26 protein-coding genes are annotated in these 23,900 nt (G+C 66.6%); 12 read left to right on the forward strand and 14 right to left on the reverse strand.

The window, feature by feature from the left end; genetic code table 11:
• Nucleotides 1-102: 102 nt before the first annotated feature.
• Nucleotides 103-492, reverse strand: a complete 390-nt coding sequence (locus EV580_RS10580) for a VOC family protein (protein WP_133691142.1) — start codon at nt 490-492, stop codon at nt 103-105.
• Nucleotides 493-636: 144 nt separating this feature from the next.
• On the opposite strand from EV580_RS10580, the gene EV580_RS10585 reads away from it, so the two are divergent.
• Nucleotides 637-972 carry a YciI family protein gene (locus EV580_RS10585; RefSeq protein ID WP_133691143.1) on the forward strand — a complete coding sequence of 112 codons (336 nt, stop codon included), beginning with the start codon at nt 637-639 and terminating at the stop codon, nt 970-972.
• Entirely contained in the window at nt 969-1,622 is a 654-nt protein-coding gene (locus EV580_RS10590) for a phosphoribosylanthranilate isomerase (protein ID WP_133691144.1), read from the forward strand. Before EV580_RS10585 ends, EV580_RS10590 begins: the two co-directional genes overlap by 4 nt.
• Here EV580_RS10590 and EV580_RS10595 read toward each other — a convergent pair.
• Both EV580_RS10595 and EV580_RS10600 read right to left on the reverse strand, forming a co-directional pair.
• The gene (locus tag EV580_RS10595; RefSeq protein ID WP_133691145.1) at nt 1,610-2,734 is read right to left on the reverse strand and encodes a GGDEF domain-containing protein; all 1,125 of its coding nucleotides are present in this window, start codon (nt 2,732-2,734) and stop codon (nt 1,610-1,612) included. The genes EV580_RS10590 and EV580_RS10595 overlap by 13 nt on opposite strands.
• Nucleotides 2,735-2,790: 56 nt before the next feature.
• Nucleotides 2,791-3,474 (reverse strand): ANTAR domain-containing protein, encoded by a 684-nt coding sequence (locus EV580_RS10600; protein ID WP_133691146.1) that lies wholly within the window; start codon nt 3,472-3,474, stop codon nt 2,791-2,793.
• A gap of 230 nt (nt 3,475-3,704) precedes the next feature.
• Here EV580_RS10600 and EV580_RS10605 point away from each other — a divergent pair, with 230 nt between their 5' ends.
• Genes EV580_RS10605 through EV580_RS10615 form a run of 3 tightly spaced genes read left to right on the forward strand, consistent with a single transcriptional unit; the run spans nt 3,705 to nt 7,397 of the window.
• Nucleotides 3,705-4,934 carry an acetyl-CoA acetyltransferase gene (locus tag EV580_RS10605; RefSeq protein WP_133691147.1) on the forward strand — a complete coding sequence of 410 codons (1,230 nt, stop codon included), beginning with the start codon at nt 3,705-3,707 and terminating at the stop codon, nt 4,932-4,934.
• Nucleotides 4,924-6,441, forward strand: a complete 1,518-nt coding sequence (locus EV580_RS10610; RefSeq protein ID WP_133691148.1) for a carotenoid oxygenase family protein — start codon at nt 4,924-4,926, stop codon at nt 6,439-6,441. The genes EV580_RS10605 and EV580_RS10610 overlap by 11 nt, the downstream gene beginning before the upstream one ends.
• Nucleotides 6,441-7,397: a winged helix-turn-helix transcriptional regulator gene (locus EV580_RS10615; protein ID WP_133691149.1), complete on the forward strand. Its 957-nt coding sequence runs from the start codon at nt 6,441-6,443 to the stop codon at nt 7,395-7,397. Before EV580_RS10610 ends, EV580_RS10615 begins: the two co-directional genes overlap by 1 nt.
• On the opposite strand, the gene EV580_RS10620 is transcribed toward EV580_RS10615, so the two are convergent.
• Nucleotides 7,390-8,001, reverse strand: a complete 612-nt coding sequence (locus tag EV580_RS10620) for an LpqN/LpqT family lipoprotein (protein ID WP_133691150.1) — start codon at nt 7,999-8,001, stop codon at nt 7,390-7,392. The two genes, EV580_RS10615 and EV580_RS10620, sit on opposite strands and share 8 nt — an antisense overlap.
• 163 nt (nt 8,002-8,164) lie before the next feature.
• Here EV580_RS10620 and EV580_RS10625 point away from each other — a divergent pair, with 163 nt between their 5' ends.
• The gene (locus EV580_RS10625) at nt 8,165-8,614 is read left to right on the forward strand and encodes an Hsp20/alpha crystallin family protein (protein WP_133692188.1); all 450 of its coding nucleotides are present in this window, start codon (nt 8,165-8,167) and stop codon (nt 8,612-8,614) included.
• 33 nt (nt 8,615-8,647) lie between these two features.
• Here the strand turns inward: EV580_RS10625 and EV580_RS10630 are convergent, their stop codons facing one another.
• From EV580_RS10630 to EV580_RS10640, 3 genes are read right to left on the reverse strand one after another with little or no spacing between them, the layout of a single operon-like run.
• Nucleotides 8,648-9,241, reverse strand: a complete 594-nt coding sequence (locus EV580_RS10630; RefSeq protein ID WP_133691151.1) for a GNAT family N-acetyltransferase — start codon at nt 9,239-9,241, stop codon at nt 8,648-8,650.
• Nucleotides 9,238-9,660 carry a hypothetical protein gene (locus tag EV580_RS10635; RefSeq protein ID WP_133691152.1) on the reverse strand — a complete coding sequence of 141 codons (423 nt, stop codon included), beginning with the start codon at nt 9,658-9,660 and terminating at the stop codon, nt 9,238-9,240. The genes EV580_RS10630 and EV580_RS10635 overlap by 4 nt, the downstream gene beginning before the upstream one ends.
• Before the next feature lie 9 nt (nt 9,661-9,669).
• The gene (locus tag EV580_RS10640) at nt 9,670-11,238 is read right to left on the reverse strand and encodes an ABC-F family ATP-binding cassette domain-containing protein (protein ID WP_133691153.1); all 1,569 of its coding nucleotides are present in this window, start codon (nt 11,236-11,238) and stop codon (nt 9,670-9,672) included.
• 147 nt (nt 11,239-11,385) lie between these two features.
• Between EV580_RS10640 and EV580_RS10645 the strand changes: the two genes are divergently transcribed.
• The gene (locus tag EV580_RS10645; protein ID WP_133691154.1) at nt 11,386-11,832 is read left to right on the forward strand and encodes a cupin domain-containing protein; all 447 of its coding nucleotides are present in this window, start codon (nt 11,386-11,388) and stop codon (nt 11,830-11,832) included.
• On the opposite strand, the gene EV580_RS10650 is transcribed toward EV580_RS10645, so the two are convergent.
• Nucleotides 11,822-12,553 (reverse strand): 3-keto-5-aminohexanoate cleavage protein, encoded by a 732-nt coding sequence (locus tag EV580_RS10650; RefSeq protein WP_133691155.1) that lies wholly within the window; start codon nt 12,551-12,553, stop codon nt 11,822-11,824. The two genes, EV580_RS10645 and EV580_RS10650, sit on opposite strands and share 11 nt — an antisense overlap.
• Nucleotides 12,554-12,603: 50 nt before the next feature.
• Here EV580_RS10650 and EV580_RS10655 point away from each other — a divergent pair, with 50 nt between their 5' ends.
• A complete protein-coding gene (locus EV580_RS10655) occupies nt 12,604-14,307 on the forward strand; it encodes an NAD-binding protein (RefSeq protein WP_133691156.1) in 1,704 nt (567 codons plus the stop codon).
• 17 nt (nt 14,308-14,324) lie between these two features.
• Nucleotides 14,325-15,212, forward strand: a complete 888-nt coding sequence (locus tag EV580_RS10660) for a hypothetical protein (RefSeq protein ID WP_133691157.1) — start codon at nt 14,325-14,327, stop codon at nt 15,210-15,212.
• On the opposite strand, the gene EV580_RS10665 is transcribed toward EV580_RS10660, so the two are convergent.
• Nucleotides 15,209-16,096, reverse strand: coding sequence for an amidohydrolase family protein (locus EV580_RS10665; RefSeq protein WP_133691158.1), 888 nt, complete (start codon nt 16,094-16,096; stop codon nt 15,209-15,211). The two genes, EV580_RS10660 and EV580_RS10665, sit on opposite strands and share 4 nt — an antisense overlap.
• A gap of 227 nt (nt 16,097-16,323) precedes the next feature.
• On the opposite strand from EV580_RS10665, the gene EV580_RS10670 reads away from it, so the two are divergent.
• Together EV580_RS10670 and EV580_RS10675 are read left to right on the forward strand one after the other, a co-directional pair.
• Entirely contained in the window at nt 16,324-16,965 is a 642-nt protein-coding gene (locus EV580_RS10670; protein ID WP_133691159.1) for a response regulator, read from the forward strand.
• Complete coding sequence (locus tag EV580_RS10675; protein WP_133691160.1) at nt 16,958-18,517, forward strand: GAF domain-containing sensor histidine kinase; 1,560 nt, start codon at nt 16,958-16,960, stop codon at nt 18,515-18,517. The genes EV580_RS10670 and EV580_RS10675 overlap by 8 nt, the downstream gene beginning before the upstream one ends.
• On the opposite strand, the gene EV580_RS10680 is transcribed toward EV580_RS10675, so the two are convergent.
• Complete coding sequence (locus EV580_RS10680; protein WP_255496888.1) at nt 18,514-18,738, reverse strand: three-helix bundle dimerization domain-containing protein; 225 nt, start codon at nt 18,736-18,738, stop codon at nt 18,514-18,516. The genes EV580_RS10675 and EV580_RS10680 overlap by 4 nt on opposite strands.
• Before the next feature lie 143 nt (nt 18,739-18,881).
• Between EV580_RS10680 and EV580_RS10685 the strand changes: the two genes are divergently transcribed.
• A complete protein-coding gene (locus tag EV580_RS10685) occupies nt 18,882-19,253 on the forward strand; it encodes a hypothetical protein (RefSeq protein ID WP_133691162.1) in 372 nt (123 codons plus the stop codon).
• Here EV580_RS10685 and EV580_RS10690 read toward each other — a convergent pair.
• Genes EV580_RS10690 through EV580_RS10705 form a run of 4 tightly spaced genes read right to left on the reverse strand, consistent with a single transcriptional unit; the run spans nt 19,250 to nt 23,889 of the window.
• Nucleotides 19,250-19,696 carry a type II toxin-antitoxin system Rv0910 family toxin gene (locus tag EV580_RS10690; protein ID WP_133691163.1) on the reverse strand — a complete coding sequence of 149 codons (447 nt, stop codon included), beginning with the start codon at nt 19,694-19,696 and terminating at the stop codon, nt 19,250-19,252. The genes EV580_RS10685 and EV580_RS10690 overlap by 4 nt on opposite strands.
• A gap of 3 nt (nt 19,697-19,699) precedes the next feature.
• Nucleotides 19,700-19,906 carry an antitoxin gene (locus tag EV580_RS10695; protein ID WP_133691164.1) on the reverse strand — a complete coding sequence of 69 codons (207 nt, stop codon included), beginning with the start codon at nt 19,904-19,906 and terminating at the stop codon, nt 19,700-19,702.
• Nucleotides 19,907-19,909: 3 nt separating this feature from the next.
• Nucleotides 19,910-22,312: a cation-translocating P-type ATPase gene (locus tag EV580_RS10700; RefSeq protein ID WP_133691165.1), complete on the reverse strand. Its 2,403-nt coding sequence runs from the start codon at nt 22,310-22,312 to the stop codon at nt 19,910-19,912.
• Nucleotides 22,309-23,889 (reverse strand): serine hydrolase, encoded by a 1,581-nt coding sequence (locus EV580_RS10705; protein ID WP_133691166.1) that lies wholly within the window; start codon nt 23,887-23,889, stop codon nt 22,309-22,311. Before EV580_RS10705 ends, EV580_RS10700 begins: the two co-directional genes overlap by 4 nt.
• Nucleotides 23,890-23,900: the final 11 nt, after the last annotated feature.

Raw genomic sequence — 23,900 nt, forward strand, 5'->3', positions numbered from 1 at the left:
AGGCCTGCCGCCCCAGCGGCCAGACCTAAGACACACACAAGAGTGTCAAGGATCAACCGAACTAGATCCGTCAACCATCAACCCACTCTGAACAGGGGCACTTCAGTCCGACGTTGCCGGCGCAAACAGCTCGACGAGGTTCCCCGCCGGGTCGGCAATCAACACCTGACGTCCGCCCGGGCCGGTGACGACCTCGCTGCGAAGCCGCAACCCGGCGGTTTGCAGCCGTTCGACCTCGGCGTCCAGATCGTCGACGATCAAGTGAATACGATTTCTACCCGCCGAATTCGCGTCGGACGGTGTGGCGCGGGCACCCGAACTCTGCGGGCCCGATAGAAGGAGCCTCAGTGAGCCGCGGGTGACGTCGGCGAAGGCGGGCAGATGTGAGGACCGCAGAATGAACCCGAGATAGCTCGTATAGAAGTCAATCGCCGCCTGAACGTCGTCGACGATGTAGCGGACGCTGACCAGATCTTCGTTCTCATTGGACATGACATATCTCCAGTGACATCGGTCGTGCCGGGATTCGGTAGGTCTACCCCGGAACGTACGCCGCGACGCGCGTAGGGGTGGTGATGTTTGGGGCGGCGCCGACGACCACTTCCTGACGGCGCCCGGGCTTGGTTGACTACATCCGTGAAGCACTTCAGCGACGACGAGATGAAGAGCCTGCTGCCGACCACCAAGACGTACAGCGTGGCCATCCTGAAAGCCGGCCCGAACTACGGCAGTCCTGAAGCAGCACAGATCATTTGGGAGCACGGGCGGCGAAACTTCGGCCTGCGCGCCGAGGGGGTCCTCCAGGTGGTGCTGCCCGTGGCGGATTCCTCGGACGTCTGCGGCATCGGCGTCTTTGACTGCTCTGTCGAGGAGACTGTCGCGATCATGGACGGCGACCCGGGCGTGGCAGCCGGCGTCTTCGTCTACGACGTGCATCCGTGTCGGGGGTTTCCGGGCGACCACCTGCGATGATCCACGTCAAGATCTGTGGCATCCGCCGGCTCCAAGACGCGCTGGCGGCTGCTGAGTACGGCGCCGACGCGCTCGGCTTCCTCGTCGGCCAACGACACAGCTCCCCAGACTTTCTGCAACCAGACGAAGCGGCAACCATCATCGCCGCCCTTCCACCGGTCGAGACGGTTCTCGTCACACACCTCAGCGAGCCGGACGACATCGCCACACTCGCCATCACGATGGGCGTCACCACGATCCAGCTCCACGGCGACACCCCCCCGAACCAGACGCGAGCGATCAAAGACCGGATGCCAGATATCAAGCTCACCAAGGCAATCCACGTCATCGATCACCAATCCATCGACACCGCACGGCAATACGCAAACACTGTCGACGCGCTCGTGCTCGACACCATCAACACCTCGACCGATCAGATCGGCGGCACCGGCCAGACCCACGACTGGTCGATCAGCCGCCAGATCGTCGCGCAGGTACCCATCCCGGCGATCCTCGCCGGTGGCCTGACCCCTGACAACGTCGCCGACGCGATCCGGAACGTCCGCCCCTACGGGGTCGACGTGAACTCGGGTACCAAGGGACCCGACGGCTACAAGGACCGTGCCACGCTGAAGCGCTTCATCGAGAACGCGAAGGGTCAGGCCGATTGACTCACGCCGCCACCGCGCTGCGGCGGTCGCTGCCCGATCGGGCCGGTGTCCTGATGCCGGACGCCGTTGCCGCCGGCGCGCTTGGCGCGATACATGGCCCAGTCGGCCGTGGCGACGAGCCGGTCGACGAGTGGCTTGTCGTCATCGTCGGTGTCAGCCAGCCGGACCGCGGTGGTGCCGACGCTCGCGGTCACCCCGGCCGGAGATTCCGCAATCGCGGTACACAACCGGTTGGCCAGCTCGTGACAATCGGCAGTCGGTGACGTGGTGGCGACCAGGAATTCCTCGCCCCCGCTGCGCGCGACGACCGCCGTGTCACCAGCGGCCTGTGCGATCGCCGCCGCGACATGCACCAGTGCCTCGTCGCCGGCCGCATGGCCGTAGCGGTCGTTGACGGACTTGAACTTGTCCAGATCGATCAGCGCCACGACCAGATGCGAGCCGGCCGCCCGTCCCGTCTGGATCAGGCCGGCGGTCTCCTGATGGAAGGTTCGCCGATTGAGCAGCCCCGTCAGTGGGTCTCGTTCGGCGCGAATCAGATCCATCCCGAGCGCGCGGACCATGATCTGGATCGCCAGCGGCAGCGCGATGTTGACCTGGATGATGAGCCACCAGTCCACCGCAGCCAGAACGGTATGCCCCTCCGCCGACATCCTGGCCGCGCCGATCGAGGCGACCACAGCCGCGACGGCGAAGTTGTAGAGAACCAATCCCGTGCCGTGAAAGAACGCGACATAAGCGCCGATGGTGGCGAATGCGATACACCCGATCACCGCGGGCATCGGTCGTGGATACGCCAGGCAGGCCAACGCGATCGAGGCGTTGGTCACCAGCGCGAACACCACCGACTGACGTTGGGTCGGCCAGCGCAGACTCCACAGGACCGCGCAGCCGATCCCACCCGCGACCGCAAGCCAGGTCATCGTGATGGGCACGGGTCCGACGGGTCCGTCGATCGAGCCGAGCAGTCCCAGCAGGCAGGCCACCATCGAGGCGGCCAGGAAGGCCATCAGCGCGCGGGTGGCACCACGCATCCCATGCGCGGCGAGGTAACCGCTGAGCCAGTCGTAGTGAGTGGACTGCTGCCACCAACGCCTGAGCGCATCCCTCATCATCGAGCGACCCCCCAGCACCGGAAAATTACGACCACGATACCGGCGCTCGCGACCTACCCGCCCCGGGTTTCGATGACCCTCGTGGCGATGTCGATCAGCCGGGTGTTCGTCGTCTGCGACAGCTCCCGCAGCATTTCGAATGCACGGACGGCGTCGACGTTGAACCGCTCCATGACCACCCCTTTGGCCTGGCCGATGGTGTCACGCGTGGTCAACGCCGATTCCAGCTGCTCGCCATGCCGGCTGGCCAGGATCGCCGACGCGGCGTGGGCGGCCAATACCGAACCGATGGCCTCGGACTGCGCGTCAAAGGCGTTCGGTTCTATCCCGAACAAGTTCAGGGCGCCGGCCGTACTCGCGCTCGTGTAGAGCTTGAACGACAAACCACTGCGGACCCCCAGGCCGGCGACCGCCTGGCTGTATTTCGGCCAGCGCGACTCGGTGATGAAATCGTCGGTCCGCACGATCAGGTCGTCGAGCGCGGCTTCGACGCAGGGCCCCTCCCCGCACTCCTCCTGCAACCTGTCGAGTTTGTAGACCAACTCCGAGGTGCCGAACAGGGAGTCGAATTTCCCGCCCTTGCCGATGAGTAGGACACCGCAGGTATCGGTGCCCGGAATCATCTCGGTCGCCGCGGCGGTCACGCCGGCGAGAACCTCGTCGACGCGGTGCGGCAGCGCCGTGTCCCTGGCCAGCTGAGCCATCCGCTGCGCCAGGTCGTGGATTGGCGTAGACATTTCTGGTGTGTTCCCGCCAGCCAGTAAAAGTAACGCGCGGCCGTCCCGACGATGACGTTTGTGAGCGGACAAGCGGGGCAATGCTCCGCTTCAAGCGAGCGCGGTGGTCGACTTCCACGCTCGTTGAGGTCCTGTCGGTTCAGACCTAGAGCCGGCGGGGCCGCCCCCAATTTGGGGTCGCATAACGCATTCCGGTCCGCCACTCTCTTAGCTGTAGTAATTTCGGCGCAATGGCAGGCAACGTCTGGATCCTCGGCGGCTACCAGAGCGACTTCGCCCGCAACCTCACCAGGGAAGGCCGCGACTTCGCGTCGCTGACCAGCGAGGTCGTCGACCTCACCCTGACCGCGGCGATGATCGACGCCGCCGACATCGACGTCGTACACGTCGCCAACGCATTCGGTGAGATGTTCGCCGCCCAGGGCCATCTCGGCGCCATGCCCGCCACCGTGCAGGACGGCTTGTGGGACACCCCCGCGACGCGCCATGAGGCCGCATGCGCGTCGGGCAGCGTGGCGGCCCTGGCCGCGATGGCCGACCTGCGGGCAGGCAACTACCGCACCGCCCTTGTCGTCGGCGTGGAACTGGAAAAGACGGTGCCCGGTGACATCGCGGCCGCGCACCTCGGCGCGGCAGCCTGGACCGGCCACGAGGGCGCTGACGCCAAGTACATCTGGCCGTCGATGTTCAGTGACGTCGCCGACGAGTACGACCGGCGCTTCGGCATCGACGACCGCCACCTGCATGCCATCGCCGCACTGAACTTCGCCAACGCCCGGCGCAACCCCAACGCCCAGACCCGGGATTGGGAAGTCCCCGATCTGGTCGCGCACGGCGGGGACGACGCCGTCAACCCACCCACCGAGGGCCGGATCCGCCGCTACGACTGCAGCCAGATGACCGACGGCGGCGCCGGCGTCGTTCTGGTCAACGACGACTTCCTGCGCGATCACCCGGGGGTGCGCCCGATCGGGCTGATCGAGGGCTGGGGCCACCGCACGGTCGGCCTGGGCCTGCGCCAGAAACTCGACCGGGATGCCGAAAACCCCTATGTGCTGCCGCACGTGCGCGCCGCGGTGCACGACGCGTTCAGCCGGGCTGGTGTCGGGCTCGACGACGTCGACGGTTTCGAGGTGCACGACTGCTTCACCCCGAGCGAGTACCTCGCCATCGATCACATCGGGCTGACCGGGCCGGGCGAATCGTGGAAGGCGATCGAGAACGGCGAGATCGAGATCGGCGGGCGGCTGCCGATCAACCCCAGCGGCGGGCTGATCGGTGGCGGTCACCCGGTGGGCGCCTCGGGAATCCGGATGATGCTCGATGCCGCCAAACAAGTCAGCGATCTCGCAGGCGACTACCAGGTCGACGGTGCCCGGCGTTTCGGCACTGTGAATTTCGGCGGTAGTACCGCCACCACAGTCAGTTTCATGATCAGATCGGCAGACGATGCACACTGAGATCGTCGGCAAATTTCTGTCCACCCTTCCTGAGGATGACGACCACCCGTACCGCACCGGGCCATGGCGCCCACAGAACACTGAGTGGTGCGCCGATGATCTGACCGTCGTCGACGGCGAGATCCCCACCGATCTCGACGGCGTCTATCTGCGCAACACCGAGAACCCGTTGCACCCGGCACTGAAGGCCTACCACCCCTTCGACGGTGACGGCATGCTGCACGTCGTCGGCTTCCGGGACGGAAAGGCGTTCTACCGCAACCGCTTTGTCCGGACCGACGGCTTCGAGGCCGAGAACGCCGCCGGGGGTCCGCTCTGGCCGGGGCTCGCCGAGCCATTGCCGCTGGCGAAGGTGGACTACGGCTGGGGCGCGCGCACGCTGATGAAGGACGCCTCCAGCACGGATGTCGTAGTGCACCGTGGCACCGCGTTGACGAGCTTCTACCAGTGCGGCGACCTGTACCGCGTCGACCCGTTTTCCGGCGAGACCCTGGGCAAGGAGACGTGGGGCGGCGGGTTCCCCCGCGACTGGGGCGTCTCGGCGCATCCGAAGGTCGACGACCGCACCGGGGAGATGCTGTTCTTCAACTACTCCAAGTCCGCGCCCTTCATGCACTACGGAGTGGTGGACGCGAACAACGACCTGGTGCACTACACCGACGTGCCACTGCCCGGTCCGCGGCTCCCCCACGATATGGCGTTCACGCGAAACTACGTGATCCTCAACGACTTACCGCTGTTCTGGGATCCCGAGCTGCTGGAGCGCGACCTGCACGTCGCACGGTTCCACCGCGATATGCCCTCGCGGTTCGCGGTGCTCCCCCGCCGCGGGGCCAGTGCTGATATTCAGTGGTTCGAGGCCGACCCGACCTACGTCCTGCACTTCGTCAACGCCTATGAAGACGGCGACGAGATCGTGCTGGACGGCTTCTTCCAGGGCGACCCCGAACCGAGCGACAACGGCACCGGCACCAAGTGGCAGCGGGCATTCCGGTTCCTGGCACTGGACCGGATGCAGGCCAGGCTGCACCGCTGGCGGCTCAACCTTCGTACCGGCGGGCTGACCGAAGAATCGCTGTCCGACAGCATCACCGAGTTCGGCATGATCAACGGGACCCATGCCGGCGAGCCGTACCGCTATACCTATGCGGCCACCGGCAAGCCGGGCTGGTTCCTGTTCGACGGACTGGTCCGCCACGACCTGCACACCGGCACCGAACAGCGCTATGGATTCGGCGACGGCGTCTACGGCAGCGAGACGGCGATGGCTCCGCGGGTCGGATCCCGGTCCGAGGACGACGGCTACCTGGTGACGCTCACCACGGATATGGGTGCCGACGCCTCCTATTGCCTGGTTTTCGACGCCGCCCGGCTCACAGACGGACCGGTGTGCAAACTTCAACTGCCGGAACGGATTTCCAGCGGCACCCATTCCACCTGGGTGGCCGGCGATGCACTGCGCCGCTGGCATACCAGCGACTGCGCCGCCGAGGCGATCGGACTGTAGTGACCGAAACCCTCGCTGCCGAGACCCCCACCGTCTTGGCGCCAGAAAGCCCCAATGCCATCGGCAGGATGCTGGGCCTGCTCGGCGACGAGTGGAACCTGCTGATCGTTCAGCAGGCGCTGCTCGGGGTCAGCCGCTACAGCCAGTTCATGTCGCGATTGCCGATCTCGAATTCCGTTCTGACCAGCCGGCTCCGCACGCTGGTCGACGACGGTCTACTCACCCGCAAGGTGCATGCCTCCACCCGGGCACGCACCGAGTACCTGATCACCAACCGCGGGCGTTCGTTGTGGCCGGCGCTGCTGTCTATCTGGGAGTGGGAACGCAACTGGGTGACCGGGCATCAGCACGCCCTGCCCGCCATGCAACACCTGGCCTGTGGGTCCCATTTCGCACCCCAATTGCGTTGCAACACCTGCCATGCCGTGGTCACCGGCTCGGAGGTGGCGCTGAGCCTCGGCCCGAGCGGCGCATGGACACGTTCGGCCCCGGCCGCGTCGACCCGGCGGCGTTCGGAATCCGACACCGCAACCCGGCACGCCGGGCTGTTCCCGGAAACCATGAGCATCCTTGGAAACCGTTGGGCTGCGGCACTTCTGGTGGCAGCATTCCTTGGCACCACCCGCTTCACCGATTTTCAGACCCAGCTCGGCGCGCCGCCCAGCCTGTTGGCCGAGCGGTTGCAGACCTTCTGCACGATTGGCGTTCTCACCACCTCACCGACCGAACGGTCGGGCCCTGAGCGCGCCGCCTACCTGCTGACCGAGAAGGGCCGGGCATTCTTCCCGGTGCTGACCGCGGCACTGCAGTGGGCGCAGTGGTGGTTCCAGGCGCCCGAAGGCCCGGCGGTGGTGATGACCCATCACGACTGCGGTTCGGGATTCACCGGGGAGCTGGCCTGCGACCGGTGCACCGAACGACTGAACGGCAGACAGGTCCACACCGTCGCTATTTAGGCGGCAGGATCTGGAAACCCTTGAGCATCGCGGCGGAATCCGTGATGTAGGTGGGATTGTCGGGCTTGATCGTCTGCACCGTCAGCGTGGTCACGTAGTTGACGTCACCGGCCTGATAGACCACAGCCAGGGACGCGGCGTTGCGAGCCGGGATCTTGCCCATCGCGGGGGCGGTGTACGTGGTCGACTGCGCCGGCGACCCGCAGATCTGTGTCGGGGTGGATTTCAGGTCCTTGACTTTCAGCTTGGCTACCAGCTGCTTGTCCTGGGCGTCGAGGATCTGCTGCGGCTTGCCCACATCGGTGCCCACCTTCTGCAAGGTGACGACGGCGTTCGGGGTGAAGCCCTGATCCGTGAGCCCCTCGTTGCGCAGTGCGAAGCGGATGGTCTCGGAGTCCAATTTGGTGGTGCGCTCCCAACCCTGCGGCTGCGGGAGCCGCAACCGCGGTTCCTGATCGGTGCGGGTTGGAATGTCGATCATCGGCACCGACACCTCGTCGCACTTGACGGCGGCGACCGGCTTCGCGTCGTCCGAACAGCCCGCGATCGTCACCACCAGCGCCGCGGCCAGTACAGCCGACACCTGCCCGGTCAGATTTCGCAAATCTCATCCCCTCACAAACCTGGCCAAGCCTACCGGTGGCCGCGGAAAGCCCGGCAAAAAAGTATTAGCACTCTCCATCTTCGAGTGCTAATCTGGCGCTGCACAGTAAAGCTGCCCGCCAGGGTGGTGGGCTTGCGTTCAGTAATCCAGGGAGGTGAGTACTGTGCTCCGCTTCGATCCGTTCAATGACCTTGACGCCATGGCCCGGGGACTGCTGACCAGCCAAGCCGGAACCGATCGCAGCCCCAGGTTCATGCCGATGGACCTCTACAAGGTCGACGACCATTACGTCCTCACCGCCGACCTGCCCGGGGTGGATCCCGGCTCGGTCGACGTGAACGTCGACAACGGGACACTGACTCTGACCGCGCACCGTTCGGCCCGTTCCGAAGACTCGGTGCAATGGCTGACCAGTGAGAGATTCTTCGGCACCTACCGGCGGCAACTGTCACTCGGCGAGGGAATCGACACGACGAAGATCTCCGCCACCTACGAAAACGGCGTGCTGACAGTGACAATCCCATTGGCCGAGAGAGCCAAACCCCGCCGAATTGAAATCACGCGTTCAGGCGGTAACACACCGATCGCGCCGACAACCGTCGAAGCGGGCTGAGGCCCAACCGATTCCACGAGTCCGCCTCGGCCGTCAGTCATGACGGCTGAGGCGGAACTCCAGGTTGTTACGAACAGCGGGCCATTCGATGTCCAGGATCGAGTAGACGACGGTGTCGCGACGGGAACCGTCGGGTAGCAGCTGGTGGCTACGCAACACGCCGTCCAGCTTGGCGCCGAGCCGTTCGATCGCCGCCCTGCTGACCTGATTGAAGAAGTGCGTGCGGAACTCCACTGCGACACAACCGAGTTGGTCGAACGCATGAGAAAGCAGCACCAGCTTCGTCTCGGTGTTGACCCCGGTCCGGCGCGCCGAGGCGCTATGCCAGGTGTGGCCGATCTCGAGACGCCGGTTGGCGGCGTCGACGTGAAACAGGCTCGACGAGCCGACCACCGCGCCATCGGTGCGCCGCCGGATCACATAGGTCACGCCCTGGTCGCCGGCCTGCATCGCCAACATCCTGCTCACCCACGCCGCCGCGTTGTCCGGTGACGGCGCGCTGGTGAACCACAATTCCCCGACGTCTGCGGCGGCCGCCGTGATCTCGGGAACGTGGTCTTCGCTGAGCGGCTCGAGCGAAACCCATTGCGCGCCGGTCAAAGTGACCGGCTCGACGAATCGGCTCATCGTCTGCGCACCAACGCCGAGAACAACGCCCACACCGAGGACAGCAGCGCGAGCCCTGCGCTCGCGGCCCCGAGGTAGAACCCATAGCCCGCCGACACCGGTGGGCTGACATTGTGTTGGTAGTACGAGTAGACCAGCACCCCGATGAGCAGCGAGATCACCAGCGCGGCCGCGGCGGCCAGCCGCGGAGACAGATTGCGCGCCACCATCGCACCGGTGACGATCAGCACCGAGGTGAGCAGCACGATCAGCTGTCCCACTCCGAAGTGCGCCGGCAACACGATGCTGCCGACCGTGCCGCCGATCGCGCTGGCCCGCCCGCCGCCGAGCACCGGGGTCGTCAGCCACGGCAGCCAGGCGCTGACCGCCAGCACCACCGCGCAAAGCACGACGAACCAGCCCGCACGCAGGTGTGCCATGGTCAGACCCTAACCCGCTTCGTCGAGTACGCCCGGGCGCCGCATCGACAACGTGCGGTTCAGATCGAGCCGGGCCAGGAACTCGTCGTCGTGACTGACCACGATCAGGGCCCCCCGGTAGGCCCGCAGTGCGTCGACCAACTGGTCCACGCTGGACAGATCGAGATTGTTGGTGGGTTCGTCCAGCACGATCAGCTGGGGTGGTGGATCGGCCAGCAGTAGCCGCGCCAGCGCGACCCGAAACCGTTCGCCGCCGGACAGCGTGGCCACCGGCCGATGCACGGCGTCGCCGCGCAGCAGAAACCGGGCGAGCCGGGTGCGCACCAGGGCGGCATCGGCGCCCGGCGTCGTCACGGTGTCGAGCACACTGGCCCGTTCGTCCAATCCGTCGATGCGCTGCGGCAGGTATCCGATCCGGTCGGTGAGCAATCGGCCTGCGGTGCCGGCGAGCAGGTCGTCCAGCAGGCGGGTCTTCCCGATCCCGTTGCGCCCGATGACGGCGATCCGTTCGGGGCCCATCACCACGAAGGGTCCACGGACGCCGGGCAATTCGGCGATTCTGCGGCTGGCAGGCACGTCGGGGTCGGGCAGGTCGACGCGGATGTGCTCATCGCTGCGCAGCCTGGCCTCGGCCGCCTGCAATGCACCGGCGGCCGCGGCCGCCTTCTCGTCGAGTTCGGTCCGCAGCTTGCCCGCGGCGACCTCGGCGGACGACGCCCAGTTGTTCATCACGATCTTCGGCGCCCGCTTGTTGGCATAGTCCTTCTGCGCCTTGCGGTTTCGGTGTGCCAGTTTGGTCTCGGCCGCTGCCCGCTGGCGTTTCTGCGCCCGCACCGTCTGTTCGGCGGCCGACACCGCCTGCGCCGCGGCGGCCTGCTCGTTGTCCAGGTGCTCGCGCCACTGGTGGTAGGGCCCGCCGAAGGAGGTGAGCCGGTGGTCGTGCAGCTCGGCGGTGTTGTCCATCCGGTTGAGCAGCGCGACGTCGTGGCTGACCACGACCAGCGTGCCCGGCCAGTCGCCGATCAGGTCGAACAGCCGCCCGCGGGCAGTTCTGTCGAGGTTGTTCGTCGGCTCGTCGAGCAGGGTGATCTCGGCCTGTCCGAGCCGAAGTGCGGTGACGGCCAGGAGCATGGCCTCGCCGCCGGACACCTGGCCGACCGTGCGGTCCAGGTCGGCGGCACCCAGCCCGATGACGCGCAATGCCTCGGCGGCACGTTCGGCGATGTCCCAGTCCTCGCCGATGACCTCGAAGTCGCGCTCGGTCGACGCGCCCGCCTCGATGGCTGCAAGCGCGGCCAGCTTGGCACCCACACCGAGTACGTCGGCGATGGACAGCGCCACGTCCAGCGTCAGGGTCTGCGGCAGATAGGCAACGTCACCGGACGTCACGATCCGGCCGTGGGTCGGCGCCAGTTCACCGGCGATGAGGCGCAGCAGGGTCGACTTTCCGCTGCCGTTCGCGCCGACCAGTCCGGTACGTCCGTTCGAGAGCGTGGCGCTCAGACGGTCGAGTGCGACAGTGCCGTCCGGCCAGACGAAGTCGAGATCGATCAGGGAGATTGCAGAGTCGGTAGGCATGGGTCTCCGAAGTAGTTGTCAGCGGTCAGGTGAACGACGCTGTGATCCACGACGGGGACTTCCTTCCGATGCTCCAGGAGATGAACGAGCGCCACGCTAATGCCGCAACACGAACGCGGGCAACCGATTTATCTCTAGGCTGATGCCGTGACGGACATCCCCGAGTGGGTACAGCAGCTCGACCTGGGCCCACACCCCGAAGGCGGCTACTTCCGCGAGACCTGGCGCAGCGAACTCGTCGTCGGCGAATCGGCGCTGCCGCCCGACTACAACGGGCCGCGCAACGCCGGCACGGCCATCTACTTCGTCCTGCTTCCCGGCCAGCAATCCGCATGGCACACGGTGCGCAGCGCCGAGATCTGGCTGTACCACCGCGGCAGTCCGTTATTGCTGGAGATCGGCGCTGAAAAAGAAAGCGCGACAACGATTCTGCTCGGTTCCGATATCGTGGCGGGTGAGCAGCCGCAGGTGCTGGTGCCGCCCGGCTATTGGCAGCGCGCCGTTCCCCGCGATGACGAGCCGACCCTGGTCAGCTGCGTGGTGGTGCCGGGGTTCGACTTCGCGGACTTCGCGCTGGCCCCTTCTACTGACTGACCGACCGCAGAACGTCCCACGCGGCCGCGACCAGTTCGGCATTGCCGGGTGCCGTCGACCCGTCGGGCATCAACACGGTGTCCTCCAGCCCGATCCGGGTTTGCAGCCCGCGCACACCGGCGTGCGCCAGCAGCGGCCAACAACTGTCGTCGAGGCCGTGCAACAGGATCGGGGCGGGTGATTCGGCACGCCGGATCCGCGCCAGCAGGTCGTCGGCGGTGTCGGTGCCCTCGTCGGCTTGCAGTTCGATCATCACCCGCATGCAGTGGGATGCCACCTCTGAGCTCGCCCACGAGTCGGCGGCCTCGGCGTGAAAGATGCCGACCTCGACGCCGATGCCCCTGCTCAGCAGCAGCTGCGCCAGTTCCAGCGAGCCGGGCTCATGCCAGTTGACCGAGGCGAAATCGGGCAGCACGGTCCACGACTCGACGGCGCGCAACCGCTGCTGCGGGTCGGGCAGCGCCCAGAATCCCGTCGTCACCCCCAACGGCAGGCCGGGTAGTGCCTGCCGGACGGCGCTGACGGCTGCGCCGACGGTCTCCGGAGCCAGTGAATCGACGCCGTCGGCAGTCTTGGGATGCAGGTGAACGGCCTTGGCCCCGGCCTTGTGCACGGCCACCGCCGCGTCGGCGAGTTGCTGCGGTGATACCGGCAGCGCCGAATGCGCCTCCGGACTGCGGGCGCCGTTGATGCAGGCCTTGACGTAGGAAGCTTTGGGCATAGGTCATTCTCACCCGTCGCGGGCGAGGTTTCCGAAGTAGCGTTTCACCCATGCGGGGCCACACCATCGTCTGCGGTGATGACGCGCTCGGACTGCGGATCATCGACGAGCTGAACAACGCCGGGATCACGGTGGCGCTCTCGCAGGCGCCGGAGGATCTCGAGGGGGCGGGGATCGCCACCGCCGACGCCGTCATCTGCGCCGATGACGATGACGATCTGAACCTGGAGATCGCGCTGCTCGCCCGCCAAGCCAACCCGAACGCCCGGGTGGTGGCCCGGCTGTCCAACGCCGTGTTGCGTGAGGCGATGGCCGACAGCAACGGGCCGGGGGCCATCCTCGACGTCGCGGAGATCGCCGCGCCCTCGGTGGTGGAAGCCCTGCTCAAGCGGACCACCCACACCATTTCGGCCGCCGGCATCGACTTCGTCGTCTCCGGCGCCACCGCACCACGGGAAGGCACGTTGCGCGAGATCTACGGCGATCTCGCCCCGGTCGCCATCATCCGCGGCGACAACGCCGACACCCCCGGTGAAGTGATCGCCTGTCCTGGCCGCGACGTGCGGGTCCACGCGGGCGACTGGACGGCGATGATCGGCACCGCCGACGAACTCACCGAACAGGACATCAAGATCGCCAAGCCGATCCGCGCCACCCCGCGGACGCGCCCGCTGTTCGTCCGCATCTCCGACGCCGTGCGCGCGTTCGCCGCCGACCTGAATCCGATGTTCTATCGCGCGCTGGCGGTGTCGGCCACGCTGCTGCTCGGCTCGACGGTCATGCTGCGGTTGGCCTATCACCAGCCAGGGATGAGCTGGGTCGACGCGCTGTACTTCTCCGCCGAGACCATCGCCACGGTGGGTTACGGCGACTTCAACTTCCTCGAGCAACCCACCTGGCTGCGGTTGTGGGGCGTGGTGATGATGTTCGCCGGGGTCGCCACGACCGCCATCGTGGTGGCGTTCGTCGCCGATGTGCTGCTCTCGCACCGGATCTCGCAGGGCACCAGCCGGCAGCGGGTGCGCCACCTGCAGCGCCACGTCGTGGTGGTCGGCCTCGGCTCGTTCGGAATCGGTGTGGCCGCCGTGGTCAAGGCGGCCGGACACGACGTCGTCGTGATCGAGCGCAACGAGGACAACCGCTACCTGTCGGCGGCTGCCGAACTCGGTGTGCCCGTGATCTTCGGCGACGCCACCCTGCGCCAGACACTGCAAGCGGCACGCATCGGCGAAGCCCGCGCGGTCGCCGTGCTCACCGCGGACGACATGGTCAACATCGAGACCGGCATCGTGGTGCGCGAGATATTCGGTCCACGAACACTTCCCGAGATTCAACGGCCCGACGTCCCGATCGTGTTGCGGATCTACGACCGGGCGCTGGGCTCGGCGGTCGGCAAGCGGTTCAAGTTCGAATACGTCCGCTCCACCGTCGATCTGGCCACCCCGTGGTTCATCGGCGCGGCGATGGGCCTGGATGTCCAGGGCACGTTCTCGGTGGGCCACCGCTCGTTCATGGTGGGCGCCGTGCAGGTGCAGCCCGGCAGCGAGTTGGACGGGATCAAGATGTTCGAGCTGTCCACCCAGACGCGGGTCATCGCGATCACCCGGGACGACGCCCCGCTGCGGTTGCACCCGCGCCGCGACACCCAGCTGATCGCCGGGGATACCGCCTATCTGGTCGGGCCGTATCGCGAACTGATCGCCACCCTGCGCAAGGGCCAGACGGCCGCGGCCCGTCCGTCGCAGACAGGTTGATCACCTACCCTCTGCTCATGACGCAGTGGGGTGAGCCCGTCGGCACCAGGCGCGACGACATCCGCAGGCGCGTCGAGGAACGGTATCGGCGGCTGCAGGAGTCGCGCCGGCTCAAGCCGGTGACGGCATTGGTTGCCCGGTACAACGAGATCGACGGCGGCACCCAGAGCGCGGTCGTCAGCACGCAGCTGTTCACCACGGTCATCCCGCTGATGATCATCGGCTTCAGCTATATGCAGGGCTTCGCCGACAATGCCAGTCCCGGAACGATCTTCACCCGGCAGTTCGCCCTGGAGCATCCGCTGTCCGACCGATTGCGTGAGGCGTTCGGCAATTCTGCTGCGCTGCGGGCGGACTGGACGCTGATCGGGGTGGCGAGCTTCCTGATCTGGGGCATCCCGATGGCAGCCAGCGTCGCGACGATTTTCGCGAAGGCCTGGCGGCGCGAGCAGTACGGCCTGCTGACCCGGCTGTTGCGGGGCACGGTTTGGTTCGTGCTGTATCTGGCCACCATGGCGGTGCGGGAGCGGATCATGTTCGGCCACCATCACCACGGTGTCAGCCGGGGGCTGTTGTTCGTCATCGGCCTGCTACCGGTGTGGCTGTTCTGGTCGCTGACCCCCGCGCTGCTGGTCCGCGATGGCGGCCGGGGGCTGCGTTCGCTGGCGCTGGCCGGGCTGGCCGGTGTGGTGATCGACGGGCTCGCGATCCCGTTGGGCTCCCGGCTGCTCTTCCCCTCGCTCCTGCACGACTGGGATGGTTTCGGCCCGATCGGGGTGGCGATGGCGCTGCTGATCTGGTGCGGTGCGGTGGGCGCCGGATGGGTGCTGACCGCGTGCGTCGGGGCGGTGCTGTGGGAACGCAACGCACCCTCCGAGCTGGTCGTCGAGTCCCAAATCGACTAGCCCAGGCCCAGCACTCGCACCGCGTTCTCCTTGAGGATCAGCGGCACCACCGCGGGATCGACACCGAGCGTGTCGAAGTCGCGACGCCAGCGGTCAAGGGCGATGTAGGGATGGTCGGTGCCGAACAGCGCCTTGGTGCGCAGCTGGCGCCCGATCGCCGAGACAAGCTGGGGCGGAAAGTATTTCGGAGACCAGCCGGACAGGTCGACGTACACGTTGGCCTTGTGCGAGGCGATCGCGATCTGGGCGTCGACCCACGGCACCGCCGGGTGGGCCATCACGACGGTGAGGTCGGGGAAGTCGGCGGCGACATCGTCGAGCAGCATCGGATCGGAATAGCGCAGCTTGATCCCATGTCCGCCGGGCAGCGCCGAGCCGAGCCCGGTCTGGCCGGTGTGGAACAGGGCGGGCACCCCGGCGGTGGCGATGGCCTCGTAGATCGGATAGAACCGGCGGTCGTTGGGTTCGAAGCCCTGCAGGCTCGGATGGAACTTGAATCCCCTGACGCCGTAGTCGCCGGTCAGCTGCCGCACCCGGCGCACCGCGTCGGTGTCCCACGGGTCGACGGAGCCGAACGGGATCAGCACGTCGTTGTTGCGGACCGTTCCTTCGATCAGCTCTTCTATCGAATTGGGTTGGTGGCCCGACATCGTGTGGGCGTCGATGGTGAAGACCACGGCGGCGGTGTTGTGCTGGCGGTAGTGCACGGCGAGGTCATCGACGCGGGCGAAGTAGTCTCCGCCGAGCTTGAAGTACTGGCCGGTGGCCTGCGCCAGCTCGTCGTCGTAGGCGCAGTGGCCGGCACCGTCGATCTCGACGTGGGTGTGGAAGTCGATCGCGTCGACCGCATGGACGTCGATGGCGGGTGCGTACCGGGCGGGCATCGACGCAGTCTAGAACCCGAGTTTGGGCCGGCGGAGCGAAGAAGGGACTTCGCCCGCCGGCCCAAGGGGCGCTCCGGAGGGTGCACTTACCGTCGCGCACTGACAACGATCCCCCCAGATCAGTCCCTGCGCCAGGCAGTTCCCGTCCCCTCCCGTGCGGCGTTGGTCTGCGGATTTCGGGACCAAAGCCCCTACCGACGCGGGAGGCTTCCAGGCTGTACTGCGGTGTGATCAAGGTGTTCCTGGTCGACGACCACGAGGTCGTTCGGCGTGGTCTGGCTGAGCTGCTGAGCAGCGACCCCGAATTGACCGTGGTGGGTGAGGCGGCCACCGTGGCCGAAGCGCTGGCCCGCATCCCCGCGGCGCGGCCTGATGTCGCGGTGCTGGACATCCGCCTGCCCGACGGCAGCGGCATCGACCTGTGCCGGGACCTCATCGCCGCGCAAGCCGAATTGCGTTGTCTCATCCTGACTTCGTTCACCGACGAGCAGTCGATGCTCGACGCGATCCTGGCAGGCGCCAGCGGGTACGTGGTCAAGGACATTCGCGGCATGGCCCTGTCCGAGGCCATCAAGACCGTCGGCGCGGGAAAGTCGTTGCTGGACAACCGGGCTGCGGCCGCACTCATGTCCCGGTTGCGCAAGGACACCGAATGCGACGAGCGGTTGCGTGACCTGACGTCCACCGAGCGCACCCTGCTGCAGCTACTGGGCGAGGGCCTGACCAACCGCGAGATCGGCCAGCGGATGTTCTTGGCCGAGAAGACGATCAAGAACTACGTATCGCGGCTGCTGACCAAGCTGGGCCTGTCCGGGCGCACCCAAGCCGCCCTGTTTGCCGCGGACACGTTGCGCCGCAGCGATGTTTGATCTGGATGTCCGCGACGGTCTGATTGACGCGATGCTGACCGTCTCCTCCGGGCTTGAGCTGGAGGAGAAACTCAACACCATCGTGCGCACCGCGATGGGTTTGGTGAACGCCCGCTACGGCGCTCTCGGGGTGATCGGCTCCGAACCGGTGCTCGAGAGATTCGTGTTCGACGGGATCGACTCGGAGACCGCTCAGCAAATCGGTCCGCTTCCCACCGGGCACGGAATGCTCGGGCTGCTACTCAAGAATCCCAAAGCGATTCGTGTCGACGATCTTTCACAACATCCGGCGTCGATCGGATTCCCTGCCCATCACCCGCCGATGCGCAGCTTTCTCGGCGTGCCCATCCGGATCCGCGATCAGGTGTACGGCAACCTGTACCTGACCGAGAAAGCAGACGGGGCGGCCTTCACAGAGGCCGACGAGGTACTGGTGCTCGCACTCGCCGGCGCGGCAGGAATCGCCATCGACAACGCTCGGCTCTACCAGGCGGCGCACAGTCGCCAGCTGTGGATCGAAGCCACCCGCGATATCAGCACCGACTTGCTGGCCGGTGACGATCCCGCGGCCGTGCATCGCGAAATCATCGCCAAGGCACTGGCTTTGACCGGGTGCGAATTCAGCTTCTACGCCACACCCGACGACGCGGACGGGCTGGTGATCACCGCCTCGACCCGCAGCGAAATACTGGGCCGCAACGTTCCGGTCAGCGGGTCGGTGTCGGCGGCGTACACCGATTGTCTTCCCTTGCGGGTCAGCGATTTCCGCGATCTGGGGGATGAGGGACTGGCCGCACTGGTGCTGCCCGTCTGTGAACCCGACACCCCCACCGGGGTGCTGGTGTGCGTGGCGGCGCCGGGCAAGCGGTTCGCCGAAGCGGATCTGGACATGGCGGCAGCGTTCACCGCTCAGGCGGGGCTGGCGCTGCATCTGGCGACCGCGCAGCGGCGAATGCGCGAGCTCGACGTGCTCACCGACCGCGACCGGATCGCCAGGGATCTGCACGACCACGTGATCCAGCGACTCTTCGCGGTGGGCCTGTCGCTGCAGGGTGCGCTGAGCGCCGACCAGACCGAGGGCACCCGGCGGGTGACCGGCGCGCTGGATGACCTGCAGGAGGTGGTCGAGGAGATCCGCACCACGATCTTCGACCTGCACGGCGGATCGGTCACCCGGCTGCGTCAGCGCATCGAGCAAGCGGTGACGCAGATGACCGTCGACTCGGCGGTGCGCCCGGCGCTGCACATCAGCGGGCCGTTGTCGGTGGTCGATGCCGCGCTCGCCGATCATGCCGAGGCGGTGGTGCGCGAAGCGGTCAGCAATGTCGTGCGGCATGCCCAGGCGCGTTCGGTGACCGTCTCGGTGACCGTCGACGACGACCTGACCATCGGCGTGAGCGACGACGGGGTGGGGATCAGCGAGGAGGTCACCCGCAGCGGGCTGGCCAATCTGGCCGCGCGGGCTCGGGAGTGTGGGGGCCGGTTCGCCATCGCCCCGCGCCCCGGCGGGGGCACCCGGCTGGTGTGGTCGGCGCCGCTGCCGGTGGGTTAGACCGAGATCTCGACCGCGGGCTGCAAGATGAACAGCTCGCGGCAGTGCCGCTCGACGAACAGCGGGATGAACTCGCGGATGCGAGCGCCGTCGAACCGGTGATGCGCGCTGTCCACGGTCTCGCTGATGACGTGATCGGGAACGTAGGGGAACAACTCGGTCAGGCGGTCGACCACCTGATCGATCTGGCGCTGCTCCTCAGCATGTCCCACGCCGGACATCATCGGACGAACTACGGGCTTCGCGCAACTACCGATACGACGGCGGGTGTCGGCAAGGTGTCGGGTGAATGAACAAAAAGCGGTGCGGGCAAAGGTATCTCACCCATTGCGCGCCGGAAGTCTAGGTCGGCTACAGTTCGCCCGTGACCTCACCGAGCAATGTGGACGCGGGCGAGCAGACACCCGAATCCGCGAATCGCCGTCAGGCCGAACATCTCCGGGAGATGCTGCTGGCCCAGTGCGAACAGCTTGACGCTGACCTGGCTACTTACGGGTCAGCCCTCGAGCGATATCAACGCCGCGGTGAGCAAACGCAGGCCCGCCGCATTCGGGGAATGATCCGCACCGCCGAACGGGAGCGCCGCGCGGTGCATGACCTGATCGCCGGGCTGGAGCGCCGGTTCCTCGCCGCCCAGCAATCGCGCACCGAGCAACCCCGGCACCCGCTGCCGGTCCGGCACGGCGCGGCCCGGGTACACCCCTACCCGAGCCCGCATCGGGTCATCAGGACCTAGGACGGAGCAAAGACCGCTACAAAGCGGTTCAGCGACTCCTTGATGTCGCCGCGCAGCGCACCGGCCACGACCATGCCGATCGGCCCGAACAGCGGCGCACCACCCAGATGGACGTCCATGGTGACCACGGACGTGCCGGGCTTCTTGTCGTTGGCCCGGACCTTGCCGATCAGCTTGACCTTGACCCCGCCGACGCCGGTGCCGTTGAGCGTCATCGCTTCCGGCGCCTTGAAGTGCACGATCGTCCATTTCACCCGGTTGGGCATGCCCTTGACCTCGACGATGGACTCCACCACGGTGCCCTTGTCCAGGGTCTCGGGCAGCGTCGAGCGCCAGACCTTGTGGATGGTCAGCCATTCCTTGTAGCGGGACAGGTCCGAGGCGTGCTGCCAGGCCTGCTCGGGCGGGAGGGGGACGTCGACAGATACGGAGAGTTTCGCCATGGGTCAGGTCGGTTGATCACCGGAGTCGGTGCGGTTCTTCTCGACGGCGTTCTTGGCCGCGTCCTGCACTTTGTCGACGGTGCTCGAGTACTTGCCCTGCGTCTTCTGGTCGATGATGTCGCCGGCTTTGTCGATGGCCTGCTCCACCTTGTCGGCGTTCTGACTCAAGACTTCCTTGGTTTTACCGAGGGCTTTGTCGAGGAATCCCATCGGTCAATCTTGCACCGTGGGCTCGGTCCGCCACAACGTACGCCGTTCGCCCAGCACACGGCCCTGCACCCACCAGGACACCTCGATCAGGCCGGCCGCCAGCAACCCCAGCGCCACCCCGATCGAGGTGACCTCCAGGTTGGACGGGTCGAGCATGAACGCCTCACGCGCCAGCGGTATGGCGAAGATCACCACGTAGGCCAGAGCCGAGGTGGCCACCAGCGCCACCCGCCACCACTGGTACGGACGAGCGACGACGGCGAGCACCCAGATCGCTCCCATCAGCAGGGCGATCAGCGCCGCGGTCGAGGCCTGGGTCTGCTCGGCCACCGGCGCGCCGTAGCCGTGCGAGGTGATCAGGTACGCGGCGTATGTCGTCACGCCGACGATCACTCCCGACGGCAGCGCGGAGGTCATCACCCGCCGCACGAACCCGGTGTGGGCGCGTTCGTTGTTCGGTGCCAGCGACAGGATGAATGCCGGGATGCCGATGGTGAACCACGCCGCGATCGTCACGTGGATCGGCTGGAACGGAAAGAGCAGCGGTGCGGTCCCGAACAGCTTGTGGGACAAGCCCGCAAACCCGACCAGCAGGGCCAACAGGACGGAGTAGACCGTCTTGGTGAGGAATAGGTTGGAGACCCGCTCGATGTTGCCGATCACCCGCCTGCCCTCGCCGACCACATACGGCAGCGTGGCGAACTTGTTGTCCAGCAACACGATCTGAGCCACGGCCCGCGAGGCGGGGCTGCCCGACCCCATGGCCACGCCGATGTCGGCGTCTTTGAGGGCGAGCACGTCGTTGACACCGTCGCCCGTCATCGCGACCGTGTGATCACGCGACTGCAGGGCGTGCACCATGGCCCGCTTCTGGTCGGGCCGCACCCGGCCGAACGTGGTGTAGGTCTGCATAGTGTCGGCCAGCGCGTCCGGCTCGTCCGGCAGGTGCCGGGCATCCATGGTCTCGCCCTGCAGACCCAGCGTCCCCGCCACCGCACCGACGGACACCGCGTTGTCCCCGGAGATCACCTTGACCGTGACGTTCTGGGAAGCGAAGTACTCCAAGGTATCCCGGGCATCGGGGCGGACCCGCTGTTCGAGAACCACCAGCGCGACGGGGGTGACGTGGCCGGGCGCATCGCGGCTGTCGACCGCGACGTCACTGGCACCGAGCAGCAACACCCGCATGCCCTGCGCGCCGATCTCCTCGGCCTGGGCGGCGGCGGCCGTCTCCGGGTCGAGCAGCACATCGGGGGCACCGATCAGCCAGTTGCCGTGTTCGCCGTAAGAGACCCCGCTCCACTTGGTGGCGGACTTGAAAGGCGCTGCGGCCGTTGCGGTCCAGCCCGGGGCATCCGGGTAGGCCTCGGCGATGGCCTGCATGCTGGCGTTCGGCTTGGGATCGTCGGCGGCCAGTGACGCCAGCACGTCGGTCACCCGGTGCGCGGTGTCGTCCTGGCACACCGGCATGACGTCGGCCAGTCGCATCCCGTTCTCGGTCAGGGTGCCGGTCTTGTCCGCGCACACCACGTCGACACGGGCCAGTCCCTCGATGGCAGGCAGTTCCTGAACCAGACATTGCCTGCGTCCCAACCGGATCACGCCGACGGCGAAGGCGATCGACGTCATCAGCACCAGGCCTTCGGGGACCATCGGGACCAGCGCACCGACCATGCGCAGCACCGATTCTCGCCAGCCGACATCGGTGGTGAACAACTGGGTGTAGATGACGAGCAGACCGGTTGGCCAGAGCAGGTAGGTGATGAACTGCAGGATCTTGTTGATACCGCTGCGCAGTTCGGATTTGACCAGGGTGAACTTGCTGGCTTCCTCGGCGAGCTTGGCGGCGTATGCTTCCCTGCCGACCTTGGTGGCACGGTAGGCGCCGGTTCCGGCCACGACGAAGCTGCCGGACATCACGGTGTCGCCGGCATATTTATCGATCGCATCGGCCTCGCCGGTCAGCAGTGATTCGTCGACCTCCAGGTTGGCGGCCTCGAGCAGCTCCCCGTCGACGACGATCTGGTCGCCGGGCCCGAGCTCGATGACGTCGTCGAGCACGACCTCGTTGGGCGGCAACGGTTTTGTCCCCGACCGCCGCCGCACCGTCGGCTTGGCCTGCCCGACGATGGCCAGGTTGTCGAGTGTCTTCTTGGCACGCAGTTCTTGGATGATGCCGATGCCGCTGTTGGCGATGATGAGGAGCCCGAACATCCCGTTGATCAGCGATCCGGTGGACAGCACGATGCCCAGCAGCACACCAAGAATGGCGTTGATGCGGGTGAAGACGTTGGCCCGGATGATCTCGGAGACGCTGCGCGACGCGCGGGCGGGGACGTCATTGGCCTTGCCCTGCGCGATCCGGTCGGCGACATCGTCGTCGGAAAGACCTGCTGCGACGCTCATTTGATAAAGGTCCCCATCTTGTCCTCGTCGTAGTACTCGAGTGTCAGCTTGTCCCCATCGAACGTTGCCTTGGAAATGCTTCCCGGCGGGAAGTTTTCGCTCGGGAACTTGAAGGTGAACACGTCACCGTCCCAGTGGGTCAGCTCGACGGTGTCGGGTCGCGGACCCATCGACAGCGTGAGCTTGCCGCCGGATTCGGCGACCACGGCCGGGCCCCAGTAGTCGTTGCGGTACGAGCCGGCATAGCTCGCCGGCGGTTTGGCCGGCGTCGGGTTGGCGGGTGGCGTCTTGCCGGCCAGCGACCCGAACGGTTTGTCCATATCGGCGAAGGCGTGGGCGTAGAGCGTGCGCCAGTCCTCCCGGACCTCACCGAACTGGACCAGGTCGGCGAACTCCGCGGTCAACGTCTCCGGGATGCCCTTGGGGGTGGCGTTGGTCAGCGCGACGATCGCCACATCCGCCGACGGGATGATGACGAAATTGGTTGCCGCACCGAGATCGAAAGCCCCCGAATGGCTCAGCTGCACCCGCGCCGCCGATGTGGTGCCGACGTTGAACCCGTAACCGTAGAACCCGGAGCGGGCAGCCGGCTCACTGGGCGGGCTCGACACGATCTGCGGTGACACGGCGGGCAGCAGTGCGGCCGGGTCGACGATCTTCCGTCCCTCGTACGTCCCGTTGGCCAGCATCATGGTGAGCCAGTGGGTGACGTCGTTCACCGACGAACTGACCCCGCCCGCAGGCGCTTCGGGATCGGCGTCGCGCTTGTACAGCGGTTTATAGGAACCGTCGATCCGGATGTGTCCGAGCGCCTTGTCCGCTCTGGCTTCGAAGTCGGCGAATCGGGAACTTGTCGACGTCATACCCAGCGGCCGGTACAGCACCTGATCGCTGAGGTCCTCCCATGACTTCCCGGCCGCGACCGCCACCGCTTCGGCGGCGGCGGTCAGCCCGAAGTTGGTGTAGGCGTATGAGATCCGGAACGGGGCCAGCGGAAGCTGGCGCAGGCGTTCCAGCACATAGCGCCGGTCGTAGCCGAGATCCTCCAACTGATCACCGGCGTGGTCGGGCAGCCCGGACCGATGCGAGTACAGGTCGCCGACGGTTACCATCTTGGTGGCCACCGGATCTGACAGCGCGAACCACGGCAGCTTGTCGGTCACCGGGGTGTTCCAGCTGATCGCGTTCTGGCTGACCTGGTGGGCGACCACGGTCGCGCCGATCGGCTTGGACACCGACGCCAGCTGGAACACTGTGTCCGGATCCACCTTGTTGGCCGGGTCGTCGGCGGGACGGGTGACATCCTTGACGCCGAACCCCTTGGCGTACACCGTCTTTCCGCCGTGGACCACGGCCACTGCCATGCCGGGTATCCCGGAGGACTTCATCAGGTCCTCGGCGATGCCGTCGAGCTTGGCGACGGCGTTGTCAACGGCCTTGTCCGGCAGTGCCAGCGCGGGCACCAGCGGAGGCGGCTGATCCGATAGCGGCGTGGCGGGTTCTTTGGAGGCGGTGCTGCTACACGCGGTGAGCGCAGCGACGAGAACAACGATCGCGGCACGCGCGCCCAGAGTCATGGCTTGCACCG

The organism is Mycobacterium sp. BK086, assembly GCA_004362315.1.
Classification (GTDB): Bacteria; Actinomycetota; Actinomycetes; order Mycobacteriales; family Mycobacteriaceae; genus Mycobacterium.

Excerpts from the sequence above, each read along its gene's own strand:
- EV580_RS10610 (WP_133691148.1), top strand. The coding sequence starts at position 4,924 with ATGCACACTGAGATCGTCGGCAAATTTCTGTCCACCCTTCCTGAGGAT.
- EV580_RS10635 (WP_133691152.1), bottom strand. The coding sequence starts at position 9,660 with ATGGCACACCTGCGTGCGGGCTGGTTCGTCGTGCTTTGCGCGGTGGTG.
- EV580_RS10695 (WP_133691164.1), bottom strand. The coding sequence starts at position 19,906 with ATGGGATTCCTCGACAAAGCCCTCGGTAAAACCAAGGAAGTCTTGAGT.
- EV580_RS10580 (WP_133691142.1), bottom strand. The coding sequence starts at position 492 with ATGTCCAATGAGAACGAAGATCTGGTCAGCGTCCGCTACATCGTCGAC.
- EV580_RS10630 (WP_133691151.1), bottom strand. The coding sequence starts at position 9,241 with ATGAGCCGATTCGTCGAGCCGGTCACTTTGACCGGCGCGCAATGGGTT.
- EV580_RS10590 (WP_133691144.1), top strand. The coding sequence starts at position 969 with ATGATCCACGTCAAGATCTGTGGCATCCGCCGGCTCCAAGACGCGCTG.
- EV580_RS10660 (WP_133691157.1), top strand. The coding sequence starts at position 14,325 with ATGACGCAGTGGGGTGAGCCCGTCGGCACCAGGCGCGACGACATCCGC.
- EV580_RS10700 (WP_133691165.1), bottom strand. The coding sequence starts at position 22,312 with ATGAGCGTCGCAGCAGGTCTTTCCGACGACGATGTCGCCGACCGGATC.
- EV580_RS10680 (WP_255496888.1), bottom strand. The coding sequence starts at position 18,738 with ATGTCCGGCGTGGGACATGCTGAGGAGCAGCGCCAGATCGATCAGGTG.
- EV580_RS10705 (WP_133691166.1), bottom strand. The coding sequence starts at position 23,889 with ATGACTCTGGGCGCGCGTGCCGCGATCGTTGTTCTCGTCGCTGCGCTC.
- EV580_RS10665 (WP_133691158.1), bottom strand. The coding sequence starts at position 16,096 with ATGCCCGCCCGGTACGCACCCGCCATCGACGTCCATGCGGTCGACGCG.
- EV580_RS10690 (WP_133691163.1), bottom strand. The coding sequence starts at position 19,696 with ATGGCGAAACTCTCCGTATCTGTCGACGTCCCCCTCCCGCCCGAGCAG.
- EV580_RS10600 (WP_133691146.1), bottom strand. The coding sequence starts at position 3,474 with ATGTCTACGCCAATCCACGACCTGGCGCAGCGGATGGCTCAGCTGGCC.
- EV580_RS10640 (WP_133691153.1), bottom strand. The coding sequence starts at position 11,238 with ATGCCTACCGACTCTGCAATCTCCCTGATCGATCTCGACTTCGTCTGG.
- EV580_RS10675 (WP_133691160.1), top strand. The coding sequence starts at position 16,958 with ATGTTTGATCTGGATGTCCGCGACGGTCTGATTGACGCGATGCTGACC.
- EV580_RS10655 (WP_133691156.1), top strand. The coding sequence starts at position 12,604 with ATGCGGGGCCACACCATCGTCTGCGGTGATGACGCGCTCGGACTGCGG.
- EV580_RS10650 (WP_133691155.1), bottom strand. The coding sequence starts at position 12,553 with ATGCCCAAAGCTTCCTACGTCAAGGCCTGCATCAACGGCGCCCGCAGT.
- EV580_RS10595 (WP_133691145.1), bottom strand. The coding sequence starts at position 2,734 with ATGAGGGATGCGCTCAGGCGTTGGTGGCAGCAGTCCACTCACTACGAC.
- EV580_RS10605 (WP_133691147.1), top strand. The coding sequence starts at position 3,705 with ATGGCAGGCAACGTCTGGATCCTCGGCGGCTACCAGAGCGACTTCGCC.